The organism is Jannaschia sp. M317 (assembly GCF_025141175.1).
Lineage (GTDB): Bacteria > Pseudomonadota > Alphaproteobacteria > Rhodobacterales > Rhodobacteraceae > Jannaschia.
Map to the genome: position 1 here is coordinate 1464437 of NZ_CP081155.1, position 15559 is coordinate 1479995.

A 15559-nucleotide genomic window follows, 5' to 3' on the forward strand; every position below is an offset into this window, starting at 1 on the left:
AATTCCCGAGGTTGCTCCCCGGCTCTTTCTTTCATTATTTTCTTTTGACCGAAAAACACAAGGGGTCTTTCGACAATGCCCGACGATGCGCAAAACATCTCTGCTGCGGTCACGCCCCGGCATGCCTACATCCTGGATCGGTTGCGCGCACAGCCCATGGTGGAGGTGACCACGCTCGCGGAAGAGCTTGGCGTGACCGCGGTTACCATCCGTTCGGATCTGGATGCGCTGGACCGCAAGCAACTTTTGCGCAGGATAAGGGGTGGCGCGATGGCCGTTCGGCCCGCGCGGTTCGAGCCTCCCGCAGATCTGCCCGGGCAGGAGCTTGATGAAGAAAAGGCCCGTATTGGTGCGATGGCCGCGCGTATGGTTCGGTCGGGCGAGACGATCATTCTTGACGCCGGAAGCACGGCAATGGCGCTTGCGCTTGCCCTTCCGGACGACATTCATGACGTGCTTATCGTGACGTCCAGTCTTGATATCGCAGTCGCGCTGCATGGCCACGCGGGGATAGTGGTCCTTGTAACGGGCGGAAAACTAAAGAAAACCGGGCGTAACTCAGCAGCGCGCTCTTTGATATCGCCCTTCGGGACGCTTCTGCTGGAACAGATCAACGCGGACTGCGCCTTTCTGTGTTGCACGGGGATCGACGCGCATCGGGGCTTTACCAATGCCAGCCTCGAAGAGGTGGAGATCAAGCGCGCCATGCTGCGCGCGTCGCGCCGGGTAGTCGTGTTGGGCGACTCTGGCAAGATCGGTCACGTGGCTGGCGCGCGAATCGCGGATACGGCCGAGGTGTCCACCCTCGTTTCCGACAGCGGAGCGCGGCCTGCCGACGTATCCGCATTGGAGGCGACCGGCCTTCAAGTGCTTCTGGCCTGACGCGCCAGCCCCTTTCGGATCCACAAGATGCCTAATTGTCCGGCAGGCACCCCTGCGGGTGACTGCATACGCGGCAACTTTCTGCCTGCATGATCGAGACACTTGCGTTTTTTTGTTTTTAGTACATTTTGATAAATCGTGAGGGATGGAAATCCTGAGATTGAAACGATGACACGGGGGTGGCACTGCCATGAAACTGACAAGACGGACTGTAGTGGGCGGATTGATGGGTACGGCAGCGCTTGCCGCCCCGACCATCCTGCGGGCGCAGCAGCGCGAGCTGGTGATGATCGGATACGGCAACGAGCAGGACCGACCGCTGATGCGCGCGGGCGAGGAATTGGCTCGCCGCCATCCGGGCACCTCGCTCACCATCATCGGTGGCCTCTCGACCGAGGCGCTGGCGCAAATTCGCGCGGCGCGGGGGAACTCGCCCTACGACATGGCGGTGATGGGCTCGCCTGCCATCGTCAATGCGCTCGCCGAAGATGTGCTGGAGCCGATGGACCTTTCGATGATTCCGAATGCGTCGACGATCGCCGACCGCTTTCCGCCGCTGTCCTATGGCGCGGGCTGTCCGATCACCTTTGAGGGCATCGGGATCGCCTACAACATGGAGGCGATCGACACGCCTCCGACCACGTGGGAAGAGCTGTGGGACCCGGCGTTCGCCGGTCGCGTCGGCATGTGTCGCCCACAGTCGAACCTTGGGCTTGGTGTCCTGGCGGCCACGTCCGAGGCCTTCGGTCAGCCGCAGACCGAGATGAACTTTGCCCTGGAGAAATGGATGGAGCTGGATCCGCTGGTCGGTCGGTCCCCGCCGCTTCTGCAGCAGATGCTGGAACGGGGCGAGATCGACATCACGCCGCTCTGGCACGTCAATACCGCACTGGCGGCGGCTGCTGGCCTGCCCATCGGCTACGTCAAGGTGCAGGGCCCGGGCCCGCTGATGCTGCCGTCCAACGTGGTGCACTTCGTGAATACTGCCGACGGGACCCGCGAGCTGGTGCACGAGTTCGCCGACATCATGCTTCAGCCCGAGCTGCAGGAATTCGCAGGAGGCGCGCCATTCTACTTCGGCACCGTGGTAGAAGGGGTGGAGACATCCGAGGCCGCGGCCCCCTACGTTCCCGCGTCGGAGGCGGAGCGGGCTGCGATGTCGTCGCTGGCATGGCAGGAAATCGCGCCGTTGCGTGGGGAAACGGTCGAAACCTTCGACCGCATGTTTGCCGGATGACGGTTGCGGAACGACAGATGACGCGACCGGACGACGCGGTCGAACCGGGGGGTGCGCAGGCCGCCCCCGGTATCCCCGCGCCGGTATTGCGGGTGCGCGACCTTGAAATGCGGTTCGGGACCATGACCGTTCTGTCAGATTGCTCAATCGACGTGGCCGAGGGCGAGATTGTCACGCTGCTCGGTCCCTCCGGGTGCGGCAAAACAACGCTTCTGCGCTGTATCGCGGGGTTCTGGGCACCGCATTCCGGTGCAGTGACCATCGACGGCCGGGATGCTTTGCCCATCCCGGTCAACCGGCGGCCCGTGGGCGTGGTCTTTCAGTCCTATGCCCTGTTCCCGCACATGACCGTCGCACAGAACGTGGGCTACGGCCTGCGTATGCGCGGCATGCCCAAGGCAGAGATCGACGAAGCAGTCGCGCGTGTCCTGGAAACCGTCGCCATGTCGCAATTCGCGGACCGTTGGCCCGCGCAGCTTTCAGGCGGACAGCAGCAGCGCGTCGCCGTTGCGCGCGTTCTGGTGCTGGAACCGCGCGTGCTCCTGCTTGATGAGCCGTTCAGCGCGCTGGACGCCAAGCTGCGCGGCGCGATGCAGATGGATTTGCGGAACCTGATCAAGCGCCTCGGCATTACGGCGATCTTCGTCACGCATGACCAAGAGGAAGCTCTGATCATGTCCGACCGCATCGCCGTCATGCGCCAGGGCCGGATCGATCAAATTGCACCACCGGCAGAGGTCTTCGACCATCCGGCGACAGCCTATGTCGCCGATTTCGTCGGCGCATCGAATTTCTGGGAGACGCAGGCGCGGGACGGTCGCGTCGTCTTTCCCGACGGGGCCGCCCTTCAGACCGACCTGTCCGGGACTGTCCGCGTCATGTCGCGGCCACACAACATCCGCCTGGAGGCGGGCGGCGAGGGCCCCTGGCGCGGCACCGTATTGCTGCATCGGCCGGTCGGCCCCCTGGTGGAGTACATCGTGCGGACCGACAACGGAGATCTGAAGGTGTCGGCCTTGAGACAGGAACAAGCGCGCATCCTGTCGGATGGGGTCGACGTGACACTGACCCTGCGCGACCCATCGCTTTGCGCGGTCTATCCGCAGGAATGATGCCCCAATGATCGCTTCCTCAAGCCCGCCCCCCTTGGCCCGTATCGGGTCCGCCACGATGGACAAGCTTCTGTCTGGCCGCGGCGTCTGGCCGGCTGTGCCGGCGTTGATCGCGCTGACGGTCGTTGCAGTCGTGCCTTTCGGCATCCTGTTGTCCCTGGGCTTTACCGATATCATGATGAACCGGGGGGCGATCTCCTGGAACGGGTTCACCTTCGACTTCCTGACGAATGCGCTTTCGGACCCGCTTTATTGGACGACGTTCCGGCGCTCGCTCACGTTGGCGCTTACGACGACGGTCCTGTGTCTGCTGTTCGGCTATCCGGTGGCGTACCTCTATCTTGTCGGGGGCGCGTGGACGCGGCGTCTTATCCTGATCCTGACGATCGCGCCCCTGCTCACGTCAGGGATCGTGCGAACCTATGCCTGGCTCGTGATCCTGGGCGGGCGCGGTGTGGTCAATTCGACGCTGATGGGCATGGGAGTGATCGACCAGCCGCTGCGCATCGTGAATACCCATTGGGCCGTCTTGATCGGCATGGCGCAGATCCACCTGCCGGTGATGATCTTGCCGCTGATCGCGGTGATGTCGCGCCAGGACCGCAGCATCGAAGAGGCGTCGGCCAATCTCGGGGCGAGCCGTCTGGGAACCCTGCGCCACATCATCCTCCCGATGAGCATGCCGGGGGTCGGCACCGGTACCGCGCTTGTCTTCACGCTCAGCTATACCACCTTCGTCGTGCCTCAGCTTTTGGGCGGTGGAAACTATCTCAACGCCGCAACCATGATCTACGAGCAGGTCGTCTATTCCCTCGAATGGTCCAAGGGCGCGGTTTCATCGCTGATCCTGATGCTCTCCTGCCTGCTCGTGTTGACCGTGATCGCAGTGACCACCAACCATTTCACCCGCTGGACGAAGGGGCGAGACGCATGACAGGCTCGGACTGGGATACAGGCGGACGCGGCAGTCGCCTGACGGATACTATCGGCATCGGGGCGGTGATAACGCTCGCAATCATTGCGTTGATCATCCTCGTGGCACCCTCGATCATCGTGCTGATCATATCTTTCGACACGCGCGCCTACGTCAGCTTTCCGCCCGAGGGGTTTACCTTTGACTGGTACCGGCAGGTCTTTTCGAAGGACGTTCTGGTCACCGCAATGCTGAACTCGCTCAAGGTCGGGGTCGCCGTGACGCTGATCTGCATCGTCCTCGGCGTTCCTACGGCTCTCGCTTGCGTGCGGGGTCAGTTCAAGGGCACGACAGCCGTGTCGATCTACGTACTTGTGCCGCACATGGTGCCCGGCATCGTCCTTGGTGTTGCTGTCCTTTTCGCCGGTGCGTTGGTCGGGATCGGCCCGTCCATCGGGCTGCAATCCATCTCGATCGCGATCTTCGTCCTAGCGGTGATGGTCCGCACGATCATGAGCCGTTTGCAACGCCTCGACCCGTCGCTGGAAGAGGCGGCGGCCAACCTTGGGGCCACGCCGTTCGCCGCGCTTCGAACGGTCACGTTTCCCCTGCTCATGCCCGCGATCCTGGCCGGGGCGGTGTTCACGTTCATCGAAGGGTTCGACAACATCTCGGTCGCGATCTTCACCCATGGATTCCGGGACCGGCCGTTGCCGATCGAGTTGCTGGCAATGGTGCAAACCACCAATTCACCCCTGGTGGCGGCGGTGTCCGGCATACAGATTCTGCTGGCATTGGTGGCGCTGGTCGCCCTGTCACGGTCCATCGGCCTGGATGAAATGAACAAGTAGCAAGGTCTGCCCAGACAACCGCTTGGGTGTGGCGAGAGCCGACCTTGTTGCACCAACCCGATGATCCGCAGGCTTTGCCATTCGAAGGATGGTTTTGTCCTGCGGACACCGTGGCCAAGGGCGGCGTGGCGATAGAGGCCGCGACGCGACCCTGGATCGGTGCGTGAGCTGTTTCGATGTCCCTCGGAATGAGGCTTCGCCCTGTCGACCTGTCCCGCTGCATCTTTGTTTTGGCGCGGCCCTGGCACCTTGCTGCAAGTCGACCAGTCTGCGGTTTGGTCGTCGTAAGGGTGCCACATTCTCAGGCCGGCCAGCTATCGCGCGGGCCCCACCAGTGCGTTTTCCAGCTGAATTGACAAGAAACCGAGAGCCAACTCACCCGTCCCATTCGACATCGAACCTGGTGATCAAGCGCTGAACATCAGTGTCCGAAATCCCGCGTGGATTCATGCCGCGCGTCATCATTGCCAGTTTTGCCGTATCTTCGAGTTCCTCGATGGCGTTGCACGCGGCCTCTATGTCTTTGCCGGCCACAACGGGTCCGTGATTGGCGAGCATGACGGCGGATCGCTTTCCCGCAAGACCGCGCACCGCCTCACCCATTGCGGGATCGCCGGGCAGGAAGAACGGCAATAGTTTCACGCGACCCAGTTTCATGATGCCGTAAGGTGTGAGGCGCGGCAGAAAGTCATCCTCATTCGCGTCGGGCATCATCGACAGCGCGACCGAATGGCAGCTGTGCAGATGAACAACCGCGCCCGCCGAGGAGCGGGTATCGTAAAAGGCCGCGTGCAACGGCATTTCCTTGGTCGGAGGATCGCCATCGATCAACCTGCCCTGGACGTCGAACCGGCTGAGGCGGGCTGGATCGAGGCGTCCGAAACTGGTCCCCGTGGGTGACACCAGAAGCCCGCCGTCCGGGGTGCGGGCCGATATGTTCCCCGTGCTGCCACCTGTCAGACCACGGTCGAACATGGATTTTGCCAGCAGACAAACCTGTTCTCTCAGGTGGGTTTCGGGGGTCATGGTTGATCCAATTTGGCCTGAGCGTCGCTGAAGAACGTCTCTGTGCCGAAGTTGCCGGACTTCAACGTCAGGGCGATCCGCGTGCCTGCGGATAGGCAATAGGTCCAAGGCACGCCCGGCGCGATCTCGGAGGCGATATCGAGCTGGCTCACGCCCAGGGCCTTTGTCACGGCACCCGACGTTTCCCCGCCCGCCACGATAATCCGTCGCGCGCCCGCATCCCGCGCGGCAACGGCGCAGGCGGCAAGGGTTCGTTCGATCAAGGCACCGACTTGCGCCACGCCCAGCTTGGCTTGCGCGGCCTTGACGCTTGCGGGATCGGCTGTCGCATAGATCAGCGGTGCGTCTGTCAAATCTTGTGTCGCCAGCCAATCGAGAACGGCTTGCGGACCTGACTGGGTCAGCGTCAGTGGGTCAAGCTGATACGAAGGCACCCCCTGCGCGATATAGGCCGCCACCTGCGCATTCGTCATGGCAGAACAACTGCCTGACAGAACGATCGTGGTGCGATCAATCTCGTGCGTGGCTTGCCTGGGGGCGTCCTTGGAAAGCAGGCCATCGGCGAGGTAAAGCGCCGGAAGCGGCATCGCCAACGCAGATCCACCGGTCATCAAGGGCATATCGCGACAGGCCGCTGCGATGGTTTCGAGGTCTGAATCGGCGACGGCATCCATGACAACATGGGCCACGCCATCCGCGCGGTGGTACGCCAGGCTGGCCTGCACCGCGTCGACGCCGCGCGCCACGGTCAATCGGTCGGTCAGCCCGACGGGCCTGGTTACCTGCGGCTGCAGCAACCGCATCAGATTGCTGTCGCGCATCGGCGTCAGCGGGTGATCTTTCATCGGACTTTCGGCAAGCGGTTGCCGGCCCACGAACAGGTTGCCCATGAAGATGGATCGTCCGTTTTCGGGGAAAGCGGGGCAATAGACTGTCTGGTCTGTTCCCAGATCGCGCATCAAGGCTTCGGCCACGGGGCCGATGTTGCCCTCGGCAGTGGAATCGAAGGTCGAGCAGTATTTCCAGAAGAACCGCGTTGCTCCGGCTCCTTGCAACCATGCAAGCGCCGCTCGGGTTTCGGCGATGGCATCTGCCACAGGGGCGGTGCGTGATTTCAGCGCGATCACCTCAAACGGACTTGTCCGGGTCAATGGGCTATCAGGCACGCCGATGCGCAGGGACACCTGGACACCACTGCGTGCCAGTAGACCGGCAATGTCCGTGGCACCTGTGAAATCGTCTGCGATACAGCCAAAAATGGTTCCGGTCATGTGCGTGCCTTTTCAAACTTTGCCCAAAGGTCCTTGAAGGTTTCAAAATCGACGGGTCCATTCCCGACGGCGTCAAGGACCACTGCTTCGGCGGCGAAAAGCCGGTCCAGCGCGTCCTGCAGCAACGGTATCACATCGACAGGGACACAGACTGCACCGTGTCTGTCCGCATGGATCAAGTCACCTTGCGCCACGCGCATGCCAAACACCGTTACTGGGGTGCCGATATCGTGGACGTGGACAAATCCGTGACTTGGGCCGACAGATCCTGCCAAAATCGGGAATCCGTCCGGTATATCGCCAAGATCGCGCATCACACCATTTGTGACAGCTCCGCCCAGGGCGAAGACGTTCTTGTGAATCTGGGCGTGAACCTCGCCCCACCAAGCACCAAGCGCGGCATCGCCGTCGAGGTCTTCTATCACGGCAACGCCGGGTCGGGCCCCGCTGTTCATGGCCTCGAAGTAGGCCATGCGGCGTGCGCGGATTTCCTCTGTCGGCGCGGTCGGGGGCAGGTTTCCCGAGATGCGGGCTGTGCGTGCGAAGCCGACGATCCGCGCGTCCGGATCGCCGGCCCATTGAACTGTGCGGTGGGTGAAGCCTGAAAACCCTCGGCGGCCTTGCGCGACTTCGATTGCATTGCAGACGGTCGGCGTATCGCAGGTTTGCAGGCGTGCGATCAAAGCGGGAATGTCAGGTGCCGTCATGTGTCACCTTGGTGGCCTGCATGACGGCCGATGCACATGCCTGTGGGTCTTCCAGCAGCGCGTAGTGCCCCAGTCCCTCAAGCGGGATGAACAGTCCGTCCGGAGCCGCCTGCGCGGCAGCTATGCCATAGCTCGGCGGGGTGATCCTGTCCTGGGTGCCAGCCAGTGCCAGCACGGGCATCCGCGCACGTGCCAGTGCAGGCACGGCACCGGGGCGTGTCAGCGACAGTCGCGTCTGGGCATCTATCATATGCGATGTCGCGTCAGCCATTTCGCAGATCCGAGCACGTGTCTGATCAGCGGTCGGGCCAAAAACCTCTGGCGGGCGAGCCATGAGCGCCGCGGCCCCACCACGAGCCTTTACGTCCCTTGCCAGGTCATGGCGGCGAACGGCACAGACAGGATCGTCTGCAAACGGGTTCACCCCAAAGAGGATCAGCCGATGGGCCGACATGCGGTCAGCATGATGCGCCGCGACCAGTGCCCCCAGAGAAAAACCACACACGACCGCGCCACGGGGAAGATCCGAAAGGACGCATGCATAGTCTTCGACCTTTGGCTGATCTAGCGGGATATGCTGTCGGTGCTGTGGTGGAACGGCCAGCGTATCGAGCATATCCTCAAACAAGATTTCGGTGCACAGGGTCCCGCCCAGCAAGATCCAGGGCCGGTCCGCCAAACTGTCAGTATCCATTTTGAGCGGTGACTTGTGGGCCGGTAACTTGCAGCGTTTCGCGGACCGCGTCTTGCATGCTTCGCGTCAGGTGGGCGAAATCGTTGCCCGGTGTAACCAGGTCAAATCCCTGTGCGACCCGGCGCCGCGCGTCTTCGCCCGAGGCACAGAACACACCGACCGGTATGCCGCGCCGTTTTGCAGACGACAGCACATGCAGCATGGCCGCTTCGGATCTGGGGCGGGGATGGCCGACATGTCCGTCCAGCGCGAAGGCCAGATCGTTGGGGCCCAAATAGATCATATCCACCCCCGCCACGGCGAGGATCTCTTCGATCCGTTCCACGGCTTCCGCGGTTTCGATCATCGGGATTGCCATGACGGTCCCATCCGCTTCGGCGACGTAGTCGCGACCACCGTACAGCATGCCACGCGATGGCCCGAAACTGCGGTTGCCGTGCGGCGGATACCGACACGCCGCGACAAGTTCCTCGGCTTGCTGAGGTGTCGAAATCATCGGACAGATGATCCCGTAGGCGCCGGCATCCAGCAGGTGCATGACCTGAGCAGGGTTCAGATCCGGAACCCGCACCATCGGCGTCGCGGGCGTCGCAGAAATCGCCTGCATCATCGCCAAGGCGTCAGAGAACCCCAGCATGCCATGTTGCAAATCAACCGTGACGGCATGCACGCCGCTATGACCGACGCCTTCGGCGGAATAGGTCGACGCGATCGATAGCCAGCCGTTCACGACGGTCTGACCGGCGGCAATGCGGGTCCGGACAGCGTTGGCGCGCATCAGCCTGCCCGCCGGTAGCTGGGCAAAAGGGACGCCTTTGCGACGAATCCGCTCGCGTCCAGACCGAGGCCCGCTGCTCGTGCCGCATCAAGGACGTCTGGCGCAAAGACGGGTCGCTTGCGATGATCCCCGCTGAGGACAACCAAGGCTTCGACGGGGGTGTCGCCCGTTGCGGTCAAGCTGCGCATCACGCCACCGGGGATCGAATAGGTGTCCCATGCGTTGATCTCGACGGACGCGCTGCCGCCATCGGCGTAGTCCAGGCGCAATTGTCCCTCATGCATCATCAGCACCATCTTTTCATCGACGCTGAAGGGGCCGACAGACTGGCCCGGTTCGATGCGCAGCCATTCCGCTGAAAATCCATGGGGATTGGTGAGCGGTGCGGCATGTTCGCGGTTCTGGGTCATGCCGAACCCGATGACGGGCGCAATTTGTGCGCCGCCTGTCGAAAGCGCCTGGTCGATGAAGGCAGGTTTGAAATCGCGGGCGTCGGCTGCAACGATCCTCGACATCATTTCGTCGCGGGACACATCGCGCAGATCGGCGACATCCTCGTCGGGCATTGGTGGAATACGCCCGCTTTCCGGCGGAACGGCATCGCCGCGCGAGGTGTCGATCAGGCTGTTTTCCGTCGAGATATACAGCCCGTAGTCAGCCGCTTCGCGAATGATTTCGGGGTGGAAGATGACGCCGCCGGTGTTGTCCCCGCCAAGAATGGTAAAGAGCCAGCCATCGTCGGGACCCGTATTGGTAAAGCCGCGAAAGATCCATGTGGGGACAGACACGATATCGCCCTTGCGCCCCGTCACTTCGTTTTCACCGTTCGATCCCCAACGGAATGTCCATTCCCCGGCCTGGACGATGAACACTTCGGCGGTGAAGTGGATGTGCAGGTTGTTGGTGATGCCATGGGGCATTGCCGCCGCCCCGATATTGAAGCCGTGTGCCTCTGGCAGGTTGATGACCTGATCCGCCGATGACGTCACGCCGGGGCCAATGATGGAGTAGTTTTCCTTGGTGTCTGATCCAGGCTTCTTGCAGTCGATAAAGGCGACCGTGCAGGACACATAGTCATCCCGTTTGATGTGGCGTGCGTCTGCGATGTCTTGTGTGATGGGGGTCATGGTCGTTCCTTTCCTCAACCAAGTCGTTCGCCACTGGCGCGATCGAAAAGGTGAATGCGTGCATCTTGTTTTGGTGCCAGAAAACAGGGCGAATTGATCTCGGCTTCGAAATCCGCGTGGCCGCGTGCGCAAACCGAGGACGGCCCATTGCGCATCGTGACCAGGGTGGATTCACCCGTCAGTTCCAAGGCATAGAGTTTGCCACCAATCGCCGCGCCGGTGTCGGTCGTGATTTCAAGTTCCTCGGGGCGAATACCCAGGACAACGCCATCACGGTCGGCCAGATCAACCGCCACCTGGACACCGTCCGCTCGGAACACACCGCCTTTGACCGCGCCATCGATCAGGTTCATCGACGGCGATCCGATAAAGCCCGCCACAAACAGATCCGCAGGTTCGGCATAGATTTTCTTGGGTGTATCCAATTGGACAATCCGCCCCTCGCGCATCACTGCGACGCGGGTGGCCAGCGTCATCGCCTCCATCTGGTCATGGGTCACGTAAACGGTGGTGACGCCCAGTTCGTGGTGCAGGTGCTTCAACTCGGCGCGCATTGTCACGCGCAGCTTCGCGTCCAGGTTCGACAGCGGCTCGTCCATCAGGAATATGGATGGCGTACGCACGATCGCGCGGGCCAGTGCCACGCGTTGCCGCTGGCCGCCCGACAATTCCGAAGGACGGCGTTCCAACAACTTGTCCAGCTCGACCTTTTCGGCGGTTTCCTGCACGCGGGCCTTGCGATCCGCCTTGGACATGCCGCGCAGCTTGAGCGGATAGTCGATGTTCTGACGCACGGTCATATGCGGATAAAGACCATAGTTCTGGAACACCATCGCGATGTCACGATCTTTGGGCGGCTTGTTGTTGATCCGCTCGCCCTTGATCATGATGTCGCCTGAAGTGATGTCCTCAAGCCCTGCAATCATGCGCATGGTCGTGGTCTTGCCACAGCCCGACGGGCCGAGAAGCACGAGGAACTCGCCATCATGAATGGTCAGGCTTTGTTTGGGAACGGCAAGGAAATTGCCGTATTTCTTTTCGATATCGACAAGACGGACTTCGGCCATAATCGTATTCCTTTTACTTGACCGCGCCGGCCGTCATGCCGCGCGTGAAGTGTTTTTGGATGAACAATGCCATGATGAAGATCGGCACTGTAATCATGACGCCTGCGGCTGACATCAATTCCCAGAGATCACCCCGTTCGGTACGGAAATTCACGAGACCCACGGGCAGGGTCACAGCCTCACGGCGCGACAAGATCAGGGCGAACAGAAATTCGTTCCACGTCAGGATGAAACAAAAGATCGATGACGTCATGATACCCGGCGCGGCCATGGGCAGAACGATGTCCTTGATCACCCGCAGGCGGGACGCGCCGTCAATCATCGCGGCTTCTTCGCTGTCTTGTGGAATTGCGTCGATGAACCCTTTGATCATCCAGATCACAAATGGCGTCACGATAGCCAGGTTCACGATGATCAATGCGATCCGCGTGTCCAACAGGTCCAACTGGCGGAACATCAGGAAGAACGGCAGCACGATGACAACGGCAGGGATGAACTGCGTGGACAAGATCAGGAAGAATAGGAATTTGCGCGCCCGCACCCGAAATCGCGAAAAGGAATAGGCCGCCAGCGTGGCACAGGGGACCGCAATCGCCACGGTCACCGTCGAGACGATCACCGAATTGAGGACCATGCTGCCAAGGTTCCACGGGTGCGAGAACACCGTGATGAAGTTCTGCAAGGTGGGCTCAAACCACAGCGACAGGGAATATGCATCACGCGGCTGTTTGAAAGCCGTCAGGAACATCCATGCAATAGGGAACAGAACCACGATCGAGATAAGGACCAGGAGGGCGCGTTCGCCCACATAGGCAAGCTGACGTTTCATGCGGTTGCCATCTTTCTTTCGCTCAGCAGCATGCGGACATACCAGATTGAGATGAACATCATGATCAACGTCAGGATCCACGCCAGCGCAGAGGCGTAGCCCATGTCGAACCAGCGGAAGCCCACGTTGAAGATAAAGTAAGCCAGTGTTTCGGTGGATGTACCGGGGCCACCACCTGTCAGCGTGACGACCTGGTCGAACATCTTCAGCGCGAAGATCGTTTTCAGAACCGCCATCACAAGGATGACGCCACGCATTTGCGGCAGGATGATCCCGAAAATGATGCGCAGGTTCGAGGCGCCATCAATGCGTGCGGCTTCCTCGGTTTCCTTGGGGATCGAGGCCAGCCCGCCCAGGCACATGAAGGTCATGTAGGGGGTCCAGTGCCAGACATCGGTGAGGACCAGAATGCCCATGGCCAATTGCGGATCTGCGAGCCACGGCACACCCTGCAGCGACGGAAAGACGGCCCCCAGACCATTGGCGAGGACACCAAATTCCGGGTTGAACATGAATCGATAGCTGACCCCGATCAATGCGGGGCTCATCGCGAAGGGCAGAATGAGGATGATGCGCGTAAATGTGTGCATCGGCCCTTTGCGGCGCAAAAGCAACGCCAACGCCATGGCCAGAACGACGGTGAGGGCAACACTAGTGATTACGAAAACGAAGGTAACCCAAAGGGAATTCAGAAATGCGCTTTCGCTGGCGGCATAGATGTAATTGTCGAAACCGACGAACCCCTCGGGGCGGCGGCTTGTCGTGAGGTCCCAGGCGCGAAACGATGTGACGAATGAATGGGCGAGGGGATAAATCGTTGTGGCCAGCACGATTATGAAAGCTGGGATCAGAAGCCAGTACGGAAGCAGCCGGTCTTGCACGGAGATCACCTCGTCGCAAATTTTCGAGAAAACAGAGGATTGGCCGGACGACAGATGCCGTCCGGCCGACCGGGAGGTTAGCGGATCGCCGCGATATCCTCGGCAGCCTTGTCCAACGCGGCCTGCACGTCGGTGCCTTCGCCGGATGCAAGGCTGGAAATCGCTGTCTCGAGGATCAGCGCAATACGCGGCCAGTCATCACCGAATTCCATGCCTTCTGCCGTTGCCAATGCGTCAGCCGCAGCCTGGTGCATGCCGCCCCAACGGGCGTTGACGTCCGCGTCTGTCAGGTTGGACATGTGGACCGCGACGACCTCTGACAGATCAGGGTCGAGCAGAACGTCACGTTCCAGCGCCGGATCCGTGAGCCAGCTCAGGAATTCGGTCGCGGCACCCTTGGAATCGGATTCTTGCGTGACGCCGAAGATCCACGTGTTGGTGAAGGTCGTGCGATCCGCACCTGCAACCGACGGGAGGGATGTAAACCCGACCTGATCGGTCGACAGCGTCGATTGCTCTGGGTCTGTCAGCTGGGAATTGACCCACCACCACACCGGCAACATCGCAGAATTGCCCTGCTTGAAGGATGTGACCGCGTCCTGTTCGACGAAGACTGCCGAACCCGCAGGCACGATTTCCTCGGCCAGATAGCTGATATAGGTTTCCGTCGCGGCGACGCCCGCATCGGAGTTGAAGACTGGCGCGCCGTCGGCGTCAAACACGTCACCGCCATTCCCCCAAAGAAGGTTCATCCAGACCATCAGGTTCTGGCCGTTCAGCTTGCCATACGGCAAGGCAATGCCAGCCGCATCCGAGCTGTCCTGAATGGCTTTGGCTGCGGTGACCATCTCGTCCCAGGTTTGCGGCGGTGTTACGTTCGCCGCATCAAAGAGGTCCTTGCGATAGAACATCAGCTGGACGTGGCCGCGCACGGGCAGGCCGATCAAGTCCCCGTTCAGCATTCCATGACGCATATGCGCGGCCGGAAAGTCGCTGAGATCGACGCCAAGCGCTTCGATCTCGGGGCCAATCGGCTCCATCAGCATCTGCAGCGAGCTGACCCATTGGTCCATCACCGACACGACGTCATAGTCGCCGCCCGCCACCATTTCAGTGGTCAGCGCCTCCTTCATGTTCGGGAACGGCACGTAGTCATAGATGACATCGATCCCCGTCGCGTCTTCGAATTCGGCCAGCCGCGCCTCGTGGGCGGCAAACTGGCTGGATGTCACGGCAAGGACTGTCACGGTCTGACCCTCGTAGGGCCGTCCTTCGGTCGCTTCCCATGCGAACGCTTGCGCGCCGTAAAGTGAAGCGGCGATCGCGATCGCGCTGGTAAGTTGTTTCATAGGTTCCTCCCTTGATTTTTCCTAGGTAGACGGGCCGCGCCAGCTTCGTCAATAAAATTATCAATAATATATATGGACAGAGTTTCGTGCTATGCTAAGCTGTTGTCATTGAAGGGGATGGGTGGCTGCGAATGACTGTTTCGCTGACGACAGACTTGCAAGACGACATCATTTTTGGCGTCTATGCGCCGGGAAACCGCATCATCGAAGACAGCGTGATGGAACGTTACAATGCCAAGCGCCATGCCGTCCGCAACGCATTCTCAGAGCTTGAATCCCAGGGTCTTCTGATCCGAAGACCGAACCGTGGCGTCGAGGTCGTGGACTTCACGCCCGAAGAAGTGGACGCCTTGTATGATGTCCGCATAATTCTTGAAACGGCTGCCGCCAAACGCACAATTCTGCCCTGTGACCCGGCGATCGTGGCAAGGCTGGATGATATAGCGCGCCGCCACAGTGAGGCGGTGCACGATCAGAATTTCCGCGCGGTCTACTGGCTGAACCAGGAATTCCACGAGGTGCAGTTTGCGACCTGCGGCAACCCGCGGTTGGCGGAGCTGATCGGCACGCATGCCCGGACCGCACAATCCATCCGCGTTGTGAAATACCAGGACGCCGAACATATGCGCACGGTCATTTCGCAGCATTTCGATATCGTTGCCGCTCTTGCCGGTGACTCGCAGGATGCGTTGGTTGCTGCGGTTCAGGCGCATTTGCCCGCCTCGGCCGAGGCCTATCGAAAACTCTATGAGCGGCGTTTTGGGTCGCGGTCGGCCACTGCCTGACCCAGGGCTCGGTCAGCCCGAAACCCGGCTTGCCCGGCGGGTCTGAGGCA

The 15559-nt window shown here is 61.0% G+C and carries 16 protein-coding genes; 6 read left to right on the plus strand and 10 right to left on the minus strand.

Annotated features, from left to right (window positions below; translation table 11 throughout):
* Positions 1-75 precede the first annotated feature (75 nt).
* From K3551_RS07515 to K3551_RS07535, 5 genes are all read left to right on the plus strand, one after another.
* On the plus strand, positions 76-882 hold the full coding sequence (locus tag K3551_RS07515; protein ID WP_259918892.1) for a DeoR/GlpR family DNA-binding transcription regulator: 807 nt from the start codon (positions 76-78) through the stop codon (positions 880-882).
* Between the two features lie 190 nt (positions 883-1072).
* Complete coding sequence (locus K3551_RS07520) at positions 1073-2119, plus strand: PotD/PotF family extracellular solute-binding protein (protein WP_259918893.1); 1047 nt, start codon at positions 1073-1075, stop codon at positions 2117-2119.
* Positions 2120-2136: 17 nt separating this feature from the next.
* A complete protein-coding gene (locus tag K3551_RS07525) occupies positions 2137-3231 on the plus strand; it encodes an ABC transporter ATP-binding protein (protein WP_409197414.1) in 1095 nt (364 codons plus the stop codon).
* Between the two features lie 7 nt (positions 3232-3238).
* Positions 3239-4165 carry an ABC transporter permease gene (locus tag K3551_RS07530; protein ID WP_259918894.1) on the plus strand — a complete coding sequence of 309 codons (927 nt, stop codon included), beginning with the start codon at positions 3239-3241 and terminating at the stop codon, positions 4163-4165.
* The gene (locus tag K3551_RS07535; RefSeq protein WP_259918895.1) at positions 4162-4995 is read left to right on the plus strand and encodes an ABC transporter permease; all 834 of its coding nucleotides are present in this window, start codon (positions 4162-4164) and stop codon (positions 4993-4995) included. The genes K3551_RS07530 and K3551_RS07535 overlap by 4 nt, the downstream gene beginning before the upstream one ends.
* Before the next feature lie 375 nt (positions 4996-5370).
* Here the strand turns inward: K3551_RS07535 and K3551_RS07540 are convergent, their stop codons facing one another.
* From K3551_RS07540 to K3551_RS07585, 10 genes are all read right to left on the minus strand, one after another.
* Complete coding sequence (locus tag K3551_RS07540; RefSeq protein ID WP_259918897.1) at positions 5371-6021, minus strand: aldolase; 651 nt, start codon at positions 6019-6021, stop codon at positions 5371-5373.
* Entirely contained in the window at positions 6018-7292 is a 1275-nt protein-coding gene (otnK, locus tag K3551_RS07545; RefSeq protein WP_259918899.1) for a 3-oxo-tetronate kinase, read from the minus strand. The genes K3551_RS07540 and otnK overlap by 4 nt, the downstream gene beginning before the upstream one ends.
* Positions 7289-7999, minus strand: a complete 711-nt coding sequence (locus K3551_RS07550) for an RraA family protein (RefSeq protein ID WP_259918901.1) — start codon at positions 7997-7999, stop codon at positions 7289-7291. Before K3551_RS07550 ends, otnK begins: the two co-directional genes overlap by 4 nt.
* Complete coding sequence (locus K3551_RS07555) at positions 7986-8693, minus strand: alpha/beta fold hydrolase (protein ID WP_311199777.1); 708 nt, start codon at positions 8691-8693, stop codon at positions 7986-7988. Before K3551_RS07555 ends, K3551_RS07550 begins: the two co-directional genes overlap by 14 nt.
* Positions 8683-9471, minus strand: coding sequence for an HpcH/HpaI aldolase/citrate lyase family protein (locus K3551_RS07560; RefSeq protein WP_259918902.1), 789 nt, complete (start codon positions 9469-9471; stop codon positions 8683-8685). The genes K3551_RS07555 and K3551_RS07560 overlap by 11 nt, the downstream gene beginning before the upstream one ends.
* Positions 9471-10598 carry a hypothetical protein gene (locus K3551_RS07565; protein ID WP_259918903.1) on the minus strand — a complete coding sequence of 376 codons (1128 nt, stop codon included), beginning with the start codon at positions 10596-10598 and terminating at the stop codon, positions 9471-9473. Before K3551_RS07565 ends, K3551_RS07560 begins: the two co-directional genes overlap by 1 nt.
* A 14-nt stretch (positions 10599-10612) precedes the next feature.
* Positions 10613-11665, minus strand: coding sequence for an ABC transporter ATP-binding protein (locus K3551_RS07570; protein WP_259918905.1), 1053 nt, complete (start codon positions 11663-11665; stop codon positions 10613-10615).
* 13 nt (positions 11666-11678) lie between these two features.
* Positions 11679-12494 carry a carbohydrate ABC transporter permease gene (locus tag K3551_RS07575; RefSeq protein WP_259918907.1) on the minus strand — a complete coding sequence of 272 codons (816 nt, stop codon included), beginning with the start codon at positions 12492-12494 and terminating at the stop codon, positions 11679-11681.
* On the minus strand, positions 12491-13375 hold the full coding sequence (locus K3551_RS07580; protein WP_259918909.1) for a carbohydrate ABC transporter permease: 885 nt from the start codon (positions 13373-13375) through the stop codon (positions 12491-12493). Before K3551_RS07580 ends, K3551_RS07575 begins: the two co-directional genes overlap by 4 nt.
* 77 nt (positions 13376-13452) lie before the next feature.
* Positions 13453-14724 carry an ABC transporter substrate-binding protein gene (locus tag K3551_RS07585; protein ID WP_259918911.1) on the minus strand — a complete coding sequence of 424 codons (1272 nt, stop codon included), beginning with the start codon at positions 14722-14724 and terminating at the stop codon, positions 13453-13455.
* A gap of 131 nt (positions 14725-14855) precedes the next feature.
* On the opposite strand from K3551_RS07585, the gene K3551_RS07590 reads away from it, so the two are divergent.
* Positions 14856-15509 (plus strand): GntR family transcriptional regulator, encoded by a 654-nt coding sequence (locus tag K3551_RS07590; RefSeq protein WP_259918913.1) that lies wholly within the window; start codon positions 14856-14858, stop codon positions 15507-15509.
* Positions 15510-15559: the final 50 nt, after the last annotated feature.

Coding starts and splice junctions, on each gene's coding strand:
- K3551_RS07515 (WP_259918892.1), top strand. CDS start 76: ATGCCCGACGATGCGCAAAACATCTCTGCTGCGGTCACGCCCCGGCAT.
- K3551_RS07520 (WP_259918893.1), top strand. CDS start 1,073: ATGAAACTGACAAGACGGACTGTAGTGGGCGGATTGATGGGTACGGCA.
- K3551_RS07525 (WP_409197414.1), top strand. CDS start 2,137: ATGACGCGACCGGACGACGCGGTCGAACCGGGGGGTGCGCAGGCCGCC.
- K3551_RS07530 (WP_259918894.1), top strand. CDS start 3,239: ATGATCGCTTCCTCAAGCCCGCCCCCCTTGGCCCGTATCGGGTCCGCC.
- K3551_RS07535 (WP_259918895.1), top strand. CDS start 4,162: ATGACAGGCTCGGACTGGGATACAGGCGGACGCGGCAGTCGCCTGACG.
- K3551_RS07540 (WP_259918897.1), bottom strand. CDS start 6,021: ATGACCCCCGAAACCCACCTGAGAGAACAGGTTTGTCTGCTGGCAAAA.
- otnK (WP_259918899.1), bottom strand. CDS start 7,292: ATGACCGGAACCATTTTTGGCTGTATCGCAGACGATTTCACAGGTGCC.
- K3551_RS07550 (WP_259918901.1), bottom strand. CDS start 7,999: ATGACGGCACCTGACATTCCCGCTTTGATCGCACGCCTGCAAACCTGC.
- K3551_RS07555 (WP_311199777.1), bottom strand. CDS start 8,693: ATGGATACTGACAGTTTGGCGGACCGGCCCTGGATCTTGCTGGGCGGG.
- K3551_RS07560 (WP_259918902.1), bottom strand. CDS start 9,471: ATGCGCGCCAACGCTGTCCGGACCCGCATTGCCGCCGGTCAGACCGTC.
- K3551_RS07565 (WP_259918903.1), bottom strand. CDS start 10,598: ATGACCCCCATCACACAAGACATCGCAGACGCACGCCACATCAAACGG.
- K3551_RS07570 (WP_259918905.1), bottom strand. CDS start 11,665: ATGGCCGAAGTCCGTCTTGTCGATATCGAAAAGAAATACGGCAATTTC.
- K3551_RS07575 (WP_259918907.1), bottom strand. CDS start 12,494: ATGAAACGTCAGCTTGCCTATGTGGGCGAACGCGCCCTCCTGGTCCTT.
- K3551_RS07585 (WP_259918911.1), bottom strand. CDS start 14,724: ATGAAACAACTTACCAGCGCGATCGCGATCGCCGCTTCACTTTACGGC.
- K3551_RS07590 (WP_259918913.1), top strand. CDS start 14,856: ATGACTGTTTCGCTGACGACAGACTTGCAAGACGACATCATTTTTGGC.